16 protein-coding genes are annotated in these 12,419 nt (G+C 66.6%); 11 read left to right on the top strand and 5 right to left on the bottom strand.

Going from position 1 to position 12,419, the window contains the following annotated elements:
- The first annotated feature begins 43 nt into the window (after positions 1-43).
- The 7 genes from JG743_RS03940 (at position 44) to JG743_RS03970 (ending at position 5,812) form a co-directional block, all read left to right on the top strand.
- Positions 44-817, top strand: a complete 774-nt coding sequence (locus tag JG743_RS03940; RefSeq protein ID WP_202298540.1) for a taurine ABC transporter ATP-binding protein — start codon at positions 44-46, stop codon at positions 815-817.
- A complete protein-coding gene (locus JG743_RS03945) occupies positions 814-1,674 on the top strand; it encodes an ABC transporter permease subunit (RefSeq protein ID WP_202298541.1) in 861 nt (286 codons plus the stop codon). The genes JG743_RS03940 and JG743_RS03945 overlap by 4 nt, the downstream gene beginning before the upstream one ends.
- A 25-nt stretch (positions 1,675-1,699) precedes the next feature.
- Entirely contained in the window at positions 1,700-1,888 is a 189-nt protein-coding gene (locus JG743_RS03950) for a hypothetical protein (RefSeq protein WP_342215695.1), read from the top strand.
- Positions 1,889-2,033: 145 nt separating this feature from the next.
- Positions 2,034-2,996: a sulfonate ABC transporter substrate-binding protein gene (locus JG743_RS03955; protein ID WP_202298542.1), complete on the top strand. Its 963-nt coding sequence runs from the start codon at positions 2,034-2,036 to the stop codon at positions 2,994-2,996.
- 74 nt (positions 2,997-3,070) lie between these two features.
- Positions 3,071-4,228 (top strand): FMNH2-dependent alkanesulfonate monooxygenase, encoded by a 1,158-nt coding sequence (gene ssuD / locus JG743_RS03960; protein ID WP_202298543.1) that lies wholly within the window; start codon positions 3,071-3,073, stop codon positions 4,226-4,228.
- Complete coding sequence (locus JG743_RS03965; RefSeq protein WP_202298544.1) at positions 4,225-5,013, top strand: ABC transporter permease subunit; 789 nt, start codon at positions 4,225-4,227, stop codon at positions 5,011-5,013. The genes ssuD and JG743_RS03965 overlap by 4 nt, the downstream gene beginning before the upstream one ends.
- A gap of 7 nt (positions 5,014-5,020) precedes the next feature.
- On the top strand, positions 5,021-5,812 hold the full coding sequence (locus JG743_RS03970; protein ID WP_202298545.1) for an ATP-binding cassette domain-containing protein: 792 nt from the start codon (positions 5,021-5,023) through the stop codon (positions 5,810-5,812).
- Positions 5,813-5,842: 30 nt separating this feature from the next.
- On the opposite strand, the gene JG743_RS03975 is transcribed toward JG743_RS03970, so the two are convergent.
- Entirely contained in the window at positions 5,843-6,028 is a 186-nt protein-coding gene (locus tag JG743_RS03975) for a hypothetical protein (protein WP_202298546.1), read from the bottom strand.
- A gap of 308 nt (positions 6,029-6,336) precedes the next feature.
- On the opposite strand from JG743_RS03975, the gene JG743_RS03980 reads away from it, so the two are divergent.
- The 4 genes from JG743_RS03980 to JG743_RS03995 all read left to right on the top strand — a co-directional run bounded on the left by JG743_RS03980 (position 6,337) and on the right by JG743_RS03995 (position 9,460).
- A complete protein-coding gene (locus JG743_RS03980) occupies positions 6,337-6,696 on the top strand; it encodes a septal ring lytic transglycosylase RlpA family protein (RefSeq protein ID WP_127284871.1) in 360 nt (119 codons plus the stop codon).
- A gap of 235 nt (positions 6,697-6,931) precedes the next feature.
- Complete coding sequence (locus tag JG743_RS03985) at positions 6,932-8,209, top strand: polyhydroxyalkanoate depolymerase (protein WP_202298547.1); 1,278 nt, start codon at positions 6,932-6,934, stop codon at positions 8,207-8,209.
- Between the two features lie 181 nt (positions 8,210-8,390).
- Entirely contained in the window at positions 8,391-9,008 is a 618-nt protein-coding gene (locus tag JG743_RS03990; protein ID WP_202298548.1) for a transglutaminase-like cysteine peptidase, read from the top strand.
- Positions 9,009-9,244: 236 nt separating this feature from the next.
- Positions 9,245-9,460, top strand: a complete 216-nt coding sequence (locus tag JG743_RS03995; protein ID WP_202298549.1) for a hypothetical protein — start codon at positions 9,245-9,247, stop codon at positions 9,458-9,460.
- Positions 9,461-9,578: 118 nt separating this feature from the next.
- On the opposite strand, the gene JG743_RS04000 is transcribed toward JG743_RS03995, so the two are convergent.
- Genes JG743_RS04000 through JG743_RS04015 form a run of 4 tightly spaced genes read right to left on the bottom strand, consistent with a single transcriptional unit; the run spans position 9,579 to position 12,308 of the window.
- Entirely contained in the window at positions 9,579-9,947 is a 369-nt protein-coding gene (locus JG743_RS04000) for a helix-turn-helix domain-containing protein (RefSeq protein ID WP_202298550.1), read from the bottom strand.
- A 10-nt stretch (positions 9,948-9,957) separates the two neighbouring features.
- Positions 9,958-10,482, bottom strand: a complete 525-nt coding sequence (locus tag JG743_RS04005) for a Smr/MutS family protein (protein ID WP_202298551.1) — start codon at positions 10,480-10,482, stop codon at positions 9,958-9,960.
- Positions 10,479-11,585 (bottom strand): murein transglycosylase A, encoded by a 1,107-nt coding sequence (gene mltA / locus JG743_RS04010; RefSeq protein ID WP_202298552.1) that lies wholly within the window; start codon positions 11,583-11,585, stop codon positions 10,479-10,481. Before mltA ends, JG743_RS04005 begins: the two co-directional genes overlap by 4 nt.
- Positions 11,586-11,600: 15 nt before the next feature.
- Positions 11,601-12,308, bottom strand: coding sequence for a Tim44/TimA family putative adaptor protein (locus JG743_RS04015; RefSeq protein WP_202298553.1), 708 nt, complete (start codon positions 12,306-12,308; stop codon positions 11,601-11,603).
- Positions 12,309-12,419: the final 111 nt, after the last annotated feature.

Here is a 12,419-nt window from a genome sequence, read left to right on the forward strand (position 1 = left end):
CCGGGGCAGGCGGAACTTTTGCTCTCAACCTCCGGAGCAGCCGATGTCGCATCTCGTGCTCGACAAGGTCTCGGTCCACTATGACGGCCAGGCCGCACCCGCCATCGAGCGTGTCTCGCTCGACATGGCCAAGGGCGATTTCGTCGTGTTGGTCGGCCGCTCCGGCTGCGGCAAGACCTCGCTGCTCAATGTCGCCGCCGGCCTGGTCGAACCGGCGCGCGGCGCGGCCTCGATCGGCGGCAGGCCAATCACCGCGCCCGGACCGGACCGCGCCGTCGTGTTCCAGAACGACGCGCTGTTTCCCTGGCTGACGGCGCGGGAAAATGTGGCCTTCGCGCTTCGGCTGCGTGGCGTTCATCCTCAGGAACGGGCACGGCGCGCCGACGCGCTGCTGAAACTGGTCAAGCTCGACAATGCCGGCGACAAGCACATCTGGGAACTGTCCGGCGGCATGCGCCAGCGCATAGGCCTGGCCCGGGCGCTGGCCGCCGAACCGGAATTCCTGCTGCTCGACGAGCCGCTCGGCGCGCTCGACGCGCTGACGCGCGAGCGCATACAGACGACGCTGCTCGATCTCTGGGCGGCAGCCCAGGTCGGCGTGCTGATGGTCACGCATGGCATCGAGGAAGCGCTGGTGCTCGCCACCCGCATCGTCGTGCTGGCGCCTGGACCAGGGCGTGTCGTGCGCACATTCGAGACCGGATTCAGCCGGCGCTACGCCGCCGGCGAACCCATCCGCAGCATCAAGGCCGATTCGGCTTTTGCCGCGGCCCGCGCAGACCTGACCGACGCGATCGTCGAGGGAGAGGCAGCGTGAGCGTGACCTCCTACACCGAGCGGCCGACATCCAAGGCGGACGAGACCGACGCGCTCTCCGTGCCGTGGTCACCGTCGCGACCGAAGCGGCGCGGGGTCTCGGCGCGCGCGGTCAGCGCGGTGACGATATTGGCGGTGCTGGCGGCGTGGACGCTGGCGGCCCGGCTGCAGCTTGTGTCGCCGGTCTTCCTCCCTTCGCCGGCAGCCGTGTGGGCCAAGTTCGTCTCGGTCGCCCGCGACGGCTTCGTCGACGCGACGCTGGTCCAGCACATTGCCGCCAGCCTCGGCCGCGTGTTCGCCGCACTGGTCGCGGCGCTGCTGGTCGGCGTTCCGGTCGGCCTTGCCATCGGCATCAGCACCATCGGGCGCGGCATCTTCGATCCGCTGCTCGAGTTTCTGCGGCCAATCCCGCCGCTCGCCTATTTGCCGCTGGTCGTCATCTGGTTCGGCATCGGCGAGCCGTCGAAGATCCTGGTGATCACGATTGCCATGCTGGCGCCGGTGGCGCTGTCGACGGCGTCCGGCGTGCGCGGCGTCTCGCAGGAGCGCATCAACGCGGCGCGCTCGCTCGGCGCCACGCGCACGCAGCTTGTCCGCCACGTTATCCTGCCCAGCGCGCTGCCCTCCATCCTCACCGGCCTGCGCATCGCGCTCGGCGCCGGCTGGTCGACGCTGGTCGCCGCCGAGCTGGTAGCGGCGACGCGCGGGCTCGGCTTCATGATCCAGTCGGCGGCCCAGTTCCTCGTCACCGACGTCGTCGTGATGGGCATACTGGTGATCGCGGCCATCGCCTTCGTGCTGGAATTCATCATCCGCCGGATCGAGCGCGTGCTCGTTCCCTGGGCGGGACGGGAGTGACCAACCGGAAAAGCAGGAGAGAATGATGATGACCCATTCCACCGCCGTGCTGTTCGCCCATGTTGGCAACTGGCTGCTGGCCTGGAACAGGCAGGGCCGGCCGCTCGAGGACCAGCCCAAATCGCCGGTCCCGGTCCGGCTGGACACCGACCGCGACCGGCTGCCACCGCGTGACGAGAGTTTTTATTGGGCGTGGCAATACTGGTCGCAGTGAAGGGGTTGGGTTAGCCACGAAAACCGGAATCCGGCAGAAAACAATTCCACGCTTTCTAGGCAACTTGCAAAATCGTTCCTCTACTAAATTTATAGACTTACCTAGCCTGATCTCATCTTCCGGCACGCAGCGATGGAGTGGGATCATGTTCAACCTGACAAGACGCGTTTTCGGCCTCGGCCTGCTGGCGGCGACCGTCGCCCTCGGCACTACCTCCTTCGGCGCCGCCGCCGAGGACCTCAAGCAGTTCAACATCGGCTACCAGAAGACCGGCCTGCCGGTCATCGCCAGGCAGCAGCAGTTCATCGAGAAGGTGCTTGCCGACAAGGGCGTGACGGTCAAATGGGTCGAGTTCACCGCCGGCCCGCCGCTGGTGGAAGCGCTCAACGTCGGCGCCATCGATGTCGGCTGGACCGGCGACGCGCCGCCGATCTTCGGTCAGTCGGCCGGCGCCAACATCGTCTACGCCGCCGCGCTGCCGTCCAACGGCCAGGGCGAGGCGATCTTCGTCAAGCCGGCCTCGCCGATCCAGTCGCTCGCCGACCTCAAGGGTAAGCGCATCGGCGTCGGCAAGGGCACCAGCGCGCACAATCTTGTCGTAGCTGCGCTCGAGAAGGCCGGCATCCCCTTCGACCAGATCACGCCCGTCTATCTCAGCCCCGCCGACGCGGCGGCCGCCTTCGCCAGCGACCAGATCGACGCCTGGGCGGTGTGGGATCCGTTCTTCGCCATCGCCGAGACGCGCTACCAGCCGCGCGTGCTTGTCCGCTCCAGCGACGTGCTCAAGGTCAACACCTATTTCCTCGCCAACAAGGATTTCGCCAAGGCGCATCCGGACTTCGTCTCGACGACGATCGCAGCCCTCGGCGAGGCGGCGAAATGGGCCGACCAGAACCGCGACAAGGTGGCCGCGGCGCTGCATGAGGTGACCGGCGTGCCGCTCGACGCGCAGACGATCGCCGCCAACCGCATCAAGTTCGGCATCTACCCGATCACCGACGAGATCGTCGCCGGCCAGCAGGCGACCGCCGACCGCTTCTTCAAGCTCGGCCTGATCCCGAAGGCGGTCAGGGTCTCGGACGCCGTATGGACCGCCCCCGGTAACTGATCTTTTTTCGCCAGCGGCGCCGGGCAGCACTGTCCGGCGCCGCCTCCGCTTGGACCTCATCCCCGATGGAAGCCATGACAACCAACGCCGCGCCGCTCGATTTCTTCTGGTTCATCCCGACGCATGGCGACGGCTCCTACCTCGGCTCGGAGAAGCAGCAGCGGCCGCCGGAGTTCGGCTACTTCAAGGAGATCGCGCAGGCCGTCGACCGGCTTGGCTTTCCGGGCGTGCTGCTGCCGACCGGCCAGAACTGTGAGGATTCCTGGATCACCGCCACCGGCCTGGCGACGCTGACCGAGAAGCTGAAATTCCTGGTGGCGCTCAGGCCCGGCGTGACGCTGCCGACCTTCGCCGCGCGCCAGACCGCGGCGCTCGACCGGCTGAGCAATGGCCGCCTGCTGCTCAATGTCGTGGTCGGCGGCAATCCGACCGAGCTTGCCGGCGACGGCGTGTTCCTGCCGCATGACGAGCGCTATGCGCAGGCGCGCGAATTCCTCACCATCTGGCGCGGCCTGGTGTCCGGCGAGCGGGTGAATTTCGACGGCAAGCATTACCGCGTCGAGAACGGCCGGCTCGACCTTCTGCCGCTGCAGGAACGGCCGCCGCTCTATTTCGGCGGCTCTTCCGATGCCGGACAGGAGCTCGCCGCCGATCTGGTCGACATGTACCTGACCTGGGGCGAGCCGCCGGCGCAGGTCGCCGAGAAGATCGCCTCGGCGCGCGACAAGGCCGCAGCGCGCGGCCGCAAGCTGCGCTTCGGCATCAGGCTGCATTTCATCGTCCGCGAGACCGAGGCGGAGGCCTGGAGCGCCGCCGAACGCCTGATCAGCCATGTCACCGACGCGCAGATCGAGAACGCGCAGGCGCGCTTCCTCAAGGAAATGGATTCGGTCGGGCAGCGGCGCATGGCGGAACTGCATGGCGGCCGCCGCGACAGGCTGGTCGTCTCGCCCAACCTGTGGGCCGGCGTCGGCCTGGTGCGCGGCGGCGCGGGCACGGCGCTGGTCGGCACGCCGGACCAGATCGTCGAGCGCATCCGCGAATACCAGGCGATCGGCATCGACACCATCATCGGCTCCGGCTACCCGCATCTGGAGGAAGCCTACCGCGTCGCCGAACTCTTGTTCCCGCGCCTCGGACTCGGCACAAAGCGGCTCAACGCCCACCGAGACATTGCCAACGAATTCTCGGTCGGCTTCCACGGCGCCAACCGCCTGCAGGCCTCGTCATGAGCCTCGCCGCGCGCCTCACCGCGCCTCTCGGCAGGAACGGCATTGGCTGGCTGCTGCCAGCAGCGATCATCGCCGGCTGGGAGATCGCCAGCCGCGCCGGCCTCATGCCGGCCAACGTACTGCCGGCGCCGAGCGCGGTGGCGGAAGCCTTCTGGCGGCTGACGCTCTCCGGCGAACTGATCCGCAACATCGGCGTCTCCACGGCGCGCGCGCTGTCCGGCTTTGCCATTGGCGGCTCGATCGGCTTCGCGCTGGGGCTGGCCAACGGGCTGTCGCGGCTCAGCCGCGGCCTGACCGACACGACGCTGCAGATGATCCGCAACATCCCGCATCTGGCGCTGATCCCACTGGTTATCCTCTGGTTCGGCATCGACGAGGAGGCCAAACTCTTCCTGGTGGCGCTCGGCGTGTTCTTCCCGATCTACGTCAACACGCTGCTCGGCATCCAGGGCGTCGACCCGCATCTGGTCGAGATGGGCCGGGTCTACGGCATGGACCGGCGCGCGCTGTTCGGGCGTGTGATCCTGCCCGGCGCGCTGCCTTCGATCTTCGTCGGCCTGCGCTATGCGCTGGGCATCATGTGGCTGACGCTGATCGTGGCCGAGACGATCTCGGCCAGCTCCGGCCTCGGCTACATGGCCATGCAGGCGCGCGAGTTCCTGCTGATCGACGTGGTCGTGCTGTCGATCCTGATCTACGCGCTGCTCGGCAAGCTCGCCGACAGCCTCGCCCGCCTGCTCGAGCGGCTGTCGCTCGGCTGGCACCCCGCGTTCCAGAACGGATGAGCTTTCGATGCCTGCCGCCAGCCTGACCGCCGTCCGCGCCTTCGTCGCCACGCCAACGCCGGCGCGCCCGACGAGATCCGTCGAGGGACGGCGGGCCTTCGCCTTCAAGGGCGCGGGGAAACGCTTCGGCGACAAGCTGGTGCTCGACGGCATCGACCTCGACGTCCCGGCCGGGCAGTTCCTCGCCGTCATCGGCAAGAGCGGCTGCGGCAAGAGCACGCTGCTTCGGCTGCTCGCCGGGCTCGATCGGCCGACGGCGGGCTCGCTGACGCTGGGCGCCGAGGAGGAAGGCCGCACGCGCTTCATGTTCCAGGAGCCGCGGCTGTTGCCCTGGGCCAGCGTGGCGAAGAATGTCGAGGTCGGGCTGACCGGCCTCGCCGCCGGCAGGGAAGCGCGGCAGCGCGCGCTGGCCCTGCTCGGCAAGGTCGGTCTCGCCGACCGCGCCGACGAATGGCCCTCGGTGCTGTCCGGCGGCCAGAAGCAGCGCGTGGCGCTCGCCCGCGCGCTGGTCGGCCAGCCGCGCATCCTGGCGCTGGACGAGCCGCTCGGCGCGCTCGACGCATTGACCCGCATCGAAATGCAGCAGCTTCTGGAACGCATCTGGCTCGATCAGAAATTCACCGCCGTGCTGGTGACGCATGACGTCGCCGAGGCCGTCGCGCTGGCCGACCGGGTGGTGGTGATCGGCGAAGGACGGATCGCGCTCGACCTCGATGTGCCGGTGGCGCGGCCGCGCCGGCGCGGCTCGGTCGAGCTCGCGAGCATCGAGGGGCGGATCCTCGATCACCTCTTCGCTTAGGCTATGTCGGCATCCATGTGATGCCGGCGGTCAGATGCGGGAGCGGCTCGCCCAACCGAGTCCGAGCAGCCCCACCAGCATCGTCAGTATTCCGATATAGAGCCAATGCGTCTGGCCGGTCATGAAGCTCCCCCGGACAAGACCGAGACCCTGAAGGGACCAGAGCAGGCCGATCGCAAAGACAATCAGCGCCAGAACAAACCGCATCAGTCGCATCGGTGGAATTCCCTTCCCAAGTCGATCGTCAACTCAGTCACGGCGGCAATGAAAGAGCAGAAGGAAGCGATCCAATCGCACCCGTCTGTACTTGCGTATTGATGCCCGATCTAGCCTGACAAGACCAGAAGACTGGTGCGAATGACCATCGAAAATACGCCGCCCGGGCGGCAAGACTCATGACAAACTGTTTCCCGGCGACTCCAAACGTGTGCCATTGCCATGGAACCGCCAGATGACGGCCGCATTTCCTGCCTTAATTCATTCTTAACGGCTGGGGTCTGTCCAAACGGAGCCATTCCCCAAAGATGATGAAGACAAAACAGACCGCGCTTGTCGCGGTAACGGTAGCGGCTGGCCTGATGGTCGGCGCCTCCGCCTCGTCCGCCGCCGCGCAATGCGGCCGCGCCTCCTGGTACGCGCTGCACTCCCGCACCGCTTCCGGGGAGCGTATGAACCCGTCGGCGCTGACCGCCGCGCACCGCACCTTGCCCTTCGGCACCAAGCTCAAGGTCACCAACAAGAACAACGGCCGCAGTGTCGTCGTGCGCATCAACGACCGCGGCCCGTTCATCAAGGGGCGCGTGCTCGATCTCTCCAAGGGCGCAGCCAGCCAGCTCGGATTCATCGGCTCGGGCCACACCGCCGTGTGCATGGCGCGCGTGTGATATGTCTGACATGTCCGGCAAGGGGGCCGGACATATTTCCTACACACTTCGGCAACGCACAGTGAGCCGGCTCGGCCGTTCAAGGCGGATTTCCAACGCTTTAGACGAAAGAAGCATTGATCACTCGACATGACGTATTGCATCGCAACAATATCTTGTTAACCTCGCCGCGAGACATTCAAGGCTCGGCGCTGCTCGTCGTTCTTTGGTGGCAGGCAGCAGCGGGGTCTTCTCGATGTACTACCAGCTCTACGAAATGAACCACGCTGCGCTGCAGCCCGCCCGCGTCTATGCCGACGCGGTGCGGATGTTCTACACCAACCCGCTCAACCCGATCTCGCACACGCCCTGGGGCCGCTCGGTCGCGGCGACCGCCGAACTGTTCGAGCGCACGACGCGCCGCTACGGCAAGCCGCAATTCGGCCTGACCAAGACCACGGTCGACTGGAAGACCGTCGACGTCAGCGAAAAGACCGTGTGGTCGAAGCCTTTCTGCAACCTGATCCGTTTCGAGCGGGCCGTTCCCGCCGGGCGCAAGCCCGATCCGAAGCTTCTGATCGTGGCGCCGATGTCGGGCCACTACGCGACGCTGCTGCGCGGCACGGTGGAGGCGATGCTGCCCTATGCCGACGTGCACATCACCGACTGGGTCGATGCGCGTATGGTGCCGGTCGCCGAGGGCAGCTTCGATCTCGACGACTATATCGACTACATCATCGAGATGTTCCACGCGCTCGGGCCCGACACCCATGTGATGGCGGTGTGCCAGCCTTCGGTGCCGGTGCTGGCGGCGGTGGCGCTGATGGAAAGGAGGGGCGACCCCTTCGTGCCCTCGACCATGACGCTGATGGGCGGGCCGATTGACACGAGGCGCAACCCGACGGCGGTGAATTTGCTTGCCGAGCAGAAGGGCATCGGCTGGTTCCGCGACAACGTCATCATGCAGGCGCCGTGGCCGGTGCCCGGCTTCGGCCGCGAGGTCTACCCCGGCTTCCTGCAGCTTTCGGGCTTCATGAGCATGAATCTCGACCGCCACATCATCGCCCACAAGGACTTCTTCATGCACCTTGTGAAGCATGATGGCGACAACGCCGAGAAGCACCGCGATTTCTACGACGAATATCTGGCGGTGATGGACCTGACGGCGGAATTCTACCTGCAGACGGTCGACACTGTGTTCGTGCGCCATGCCTTGCCCAAGGGCGAGATGATGCATCGCGGCGATCCGGTCGACACCTCGGCGATCCGCAACGTCGCACTGTTCACGGTCGAGGGCGAGAACGACGACATTTCCGGCCTCGGCCAGACCCAGGCCGCGCACGATCTGTGCGTCAACATCCCGGCCGACCGGCAGGCCCACTACATGCAGCCGGCGGTCGGCCACTACGGCGTCTTCAACGGCTCGCGCTTCCGCTCTGAGATCGTGCCGCGCATCGTCGATTTCATCACCAGCTACGGCCGCCAGACCCGCGTCGCGGCGAAGCCGAGGCTGGTGCGCTCGGCCAAGGGCTGAGCGAGGCGGAAGATCGGGGCGCCGTCACGGCAGCCTTCGGCGCGTCCCGGTCGTCCTGTTGCACAAGTGCCGCTGTCAGGATCGCGGAAGTAACCATGCCGCCAATCAGGTCAGACTCATAATTGACACGGACTGTAAATCGCCCTTAACGTTTCGTTAACAACAAGGGCGAACGGGGACAATGATTTCCTCACCGATGGCACGGACGCTGCGCTTGTGTGCGGTCGCAGGGCTGGCGATTTCGGGATTGTGGGCGGCGCCCGCATCCGCCGCGGGAGCGATGGTCACCGGCGGCCTGACCTCGCAGCCGATCGGACATTACGATTTCTGCAAGGCAAATCCCGGCGAATGCTCGATCCGCCCGGCCAATCTGGCGCCGGCCAAGATGACGGATGCCTTCCTGCGCAAGCTCGCCAGCGTCACCGCCAGGGTCAACGCCGCCGTCAAGCCGATGAGCGATTTCGACATCTACGGCAAGGATGAGGTCTGGGCCTATCCCGACAACGGCGTCGGCGACTGCGAGGACTATGTGCTGGAAAAGCGGCGCCAGCTCTACCGCATGGGCGTATCGCTCGCCGACCTGCTGATCACCGTTGTGCGCAAACCCGATGGCGAAGGCCATGCGGTGCTGACTGTGCGCACCGACGAGGGCGACTATGTGCTCGACAATCTGAACGACAAGGTCAAGGCCTGGGACGAGACCGGCTACCGCTTCCTCAAGCGGCAGGCGATCGACAACACCGGGCGCTGGGTGTCGATCCGCGGCGGCCAGCAGGTGCTGGTCGGAGCCGTGCAGTAGTTTCAGCTGTGATTCATTTCGATTTGCGCCGTTGACGCGGGCGTCCCGCCGCGCGGTCTGATTTCTCCAACCAGGTCGTCCGATGCTGCCCTCAAGGGCGGCATTGCATTGGATGAGATTTCGGCGGGCAGCGCAGTGCACCGCCTTCCCAACAATTTCTTTGCGGTCTCCGTGAACCAAACCGTCTCTGCCGGCGACACACAGCCGCGTACAGAAACCAACCCTGGAGACTTCAAATGACTGCTTTTCTGCGAAATGCCCTGCTCGCCGCCGTCGCGGTGTCGTCCATGGCCGGATCCGCCCTGGCGGACCAGACCGTCAGTTGCAGCCAGACGTCGACCAACGACGTGTGGGCCGGCCGCTGTTGCGCTACCGGCGACTCGAGCTGCCTCGGCGGTGGACACGAGCATGGCGATCACGGCGGTCGCGGCGGCCACACCGGCGCAAAGTGATCTGGCGACATGCCCGCTGGCTACCCGCCAGCGGGCATGCTTGCGGTGAAACGAATGCCGGCGCCCGAGAAACAGCTATCCGCCCGGAATCGCGTCAAAACAACGAGATGGCGTGAGATCAGGCCCGCCGCCCCAGCGCCGCGCGGACCGACGTCGTGATCCGGCGAAGCTCGGCCTCATCCAGCTTCTCGATGTTTTCAGCCAGGAGATTGGCGAGTTCGGTGGCGGCGGGCGTCAGGCCCGACGTGTCGATCCGCACCCGCGGATGCGAGGCCTCGGCGAGGCGCGCCAATTCCTCGGCATCGTCCCAGATGACGTTGAAATAGCCGATGATCTTCTGGATCAGCGTCCAGGTCGGCGCGCCGCGGCGGCCGTGCTCCAGCGCCGACAGATAGGCGGCGCTGACGCCGATCGCCTCGGCCATCGCCTTCTGGCTGAGGCCGCGCTCGGCGCGCAGCGCGCGCAGCTTTTCGCCGAACGGGGTCATGGGGTAAATCTCATGCGCGCGTCCGCCGCAGCCGGACATAGAGTGCGCCGGAGCCGCCATGGTTGCGCGCGGCGTGGTCGTGGCTGGAGACCAGCGGCCGGAAGGCCGGCGTCGAAAGCCAGGCCGGCACGGCGCGCCGCAAGACGCCGTCGCCGCCCGAAGACGAGCCCTTGCCGGTGATGATCAGCACGTAGCGGATGCCGCCGGCGTGCGCGCGGTGCAGGAACGAAAACAACAGCGAATAGGCCTCGTCCTGGGTCATGCCGTGCAGGTCGACGCGGCCCTCGATCGGCAGGCGGCCCTTCGCAAGCTTGTTCAGCGTCTGGTCGTCCAATGCGTGCGAGACGTGCTGCGTCTTCGGCTTGGCGGCCGCGGCCGGACTGGCAGCGGCGGGAGCCGGCGGCGGCACCGGCTTGGCCTCGACCACCATGTCGGGCATGTCGACGGCCTTGCCCTTCAGCGGTTTCGCGGTGCGCGCCACCAGGTTCCACAGGATGCGGTCGTCCTCGCTCAGCCGGTCGATGCGGCGGGTCATGGCAACGCCCCCGAAACGAGTTGGCGCGGGATCAGCGCATAGAAATCGGCGGCGTTGCGGACGACGCCGGCGATCTCGCCAGCGGCGTCGCCGCTGCCCGCAAAGAGATCGCCCCGCGCCGGACCGGTGATGGCCGAGCCGGTGTCCTGCGCGATCATCAGGCGGCGGAACGGGCCGTCGCCGAAAGCGGCGAGCGTCGGCGCGTCGATGTAGAAGGGCGTGCCGAATGTGTGCAGCAGCCGGTCGACGGCGAGCGAGCGGCCGGGCGTCAATGGCACCTTGGCGGCGGCGATCGGGCCAAGCCCGGCATCGTCGACCGGCGCTTCGCGGAAGAAGATATAGGAGCGGTTCTGCCAGAGGATCTCGTCGACGCGGTCCGGGTGCGCCTTGAACCAGGCGCGGATCGACTGCATCGTCACCTTCGCCAGCGGTATTTCGCCGATCTCGCTCAAGATCTTGCCGGGCCCTGTGAAGCGCTGGCCGGACTTGGCGGCATAGGTGACGCGGCAAAGCCGGCCATCGGTCAGCTTCAGCCGCGCCGCGCCCTGGACATGGATGAAGAAGGCGTCGACCTTGTCGGCGAGCCAGGCGATCTCCAGCCCCTGGCCATCAAGCGCGCCGCGCTCGATGGCGGCGCGGTCGAAATACTCGGCCAATCCATCCGACGCCTGCCGGGCAAAAGCGAGATAGGGATCCATGCCGGACGGCCGGCTGGCGTCGTCGACGTCGACCAGATCGGCCGGGCGGGAGAGCAGCGGCACCGTGAAGCGGTCCGTCCGCACCGGCGAGGCCTCGGCCTCGGGCTCATAGAAGCCGGTGACGAGACCGGCGCCGCCGGTTTCCGCAGCGACATGGGCGGGAACGAAATGCCGTTCGAAGAAGGATCGCGCCTCGGACCGATTCGGCGCCGGAACGGCACGCGCCTCGCGATAGGCCTCGGCGAACGCGTCGAAGCCAACGCCGAGCGAGCCGGTGCGATAGGGTTTGGTCAGGACATGGAAGGCCGAGCGGCGGAACGCGGCATAGGCGACACAGTGGTCGTCCTCATCCCAGCCGGGCAGTTCGCCAAAGGTTTTTTCGCTGAAAAGGGAAGAGAGCGACACCGCCGCCGCCCGGGCTCAATCTTCTTCTTCGGTGGCGACGAGCTTCCAGTTCGGATCGCGCGAGCGCGTGTCGCGGGCAAAGGTCCAGACGTCCTTGACCTCGGCGACGGTTTCGGGGTCGCCGTCGATGACGGCGCCGGCCTTGTCGCGGGTCGCCGAAATCAGCTCGCTGACGATGCGCAGCGTGATGTGCGCCTCGCCGCCCTTCATCTCGGCCGCGACAATGTCGGCCTTGTCGATGCCGACGAAAGAGGACTGGATCTTCTCCGACTTCGCCTCGCGCTCGCCGATCGCGGCGACGAAACCGTCAAAGACCTCGCGCGACAGCAGGTTCTTCAGCGTCTTACGGTCGCCGTCGGCGTAGGCCATGACGATCATCTCGTAGGCCATCTTGGCGCCGTCGACAAAACCCTTCGGCTCGAAGGCCGGATCGGCGTCCTTGATCGTCCTCAGGCCCTTGTTGAGATCGGTGTCGGGCTTGGCGAAGGCATCGATGTCGGCATAGGCGTCGACGGCCGGTTCCCCCGGCGCCCGCTTGCGCGGCAGCGAAACGACATTCTCCGATTTCTGGGCTGCCTCCTGCTCGCGCGTGCGGCTCGCCGCATAGGGGTCAAAGGGCGGGCGCTCGCTGCCCGTGCGACGGCCCAGCACGTTGCGCAGCTGGAAAAAGATCACAACCGCCGCAATCAGAAAGAAAATCGTGCCGAAGTCGAAGAAACCCATATCGTCCGCCAATTCGATCCCTGTCCTGGCCGGACCGCCAGCCAGAGAGCGGGCCGTGGTCGCATAGCGTTCAACATCCAAAGCATATAGAACGCTAGGCGCAATCATTCA

It is taken from the genome of Mesorhizobium sp. 131-2-1 (assembly GCF_016756535.1).
Taxonomy (GTDB): Bacteria; Pseudomonadota; Alphaproteobacteria; order Rhizobiales; family Rhizobiaceae; genus Mesorhizobium.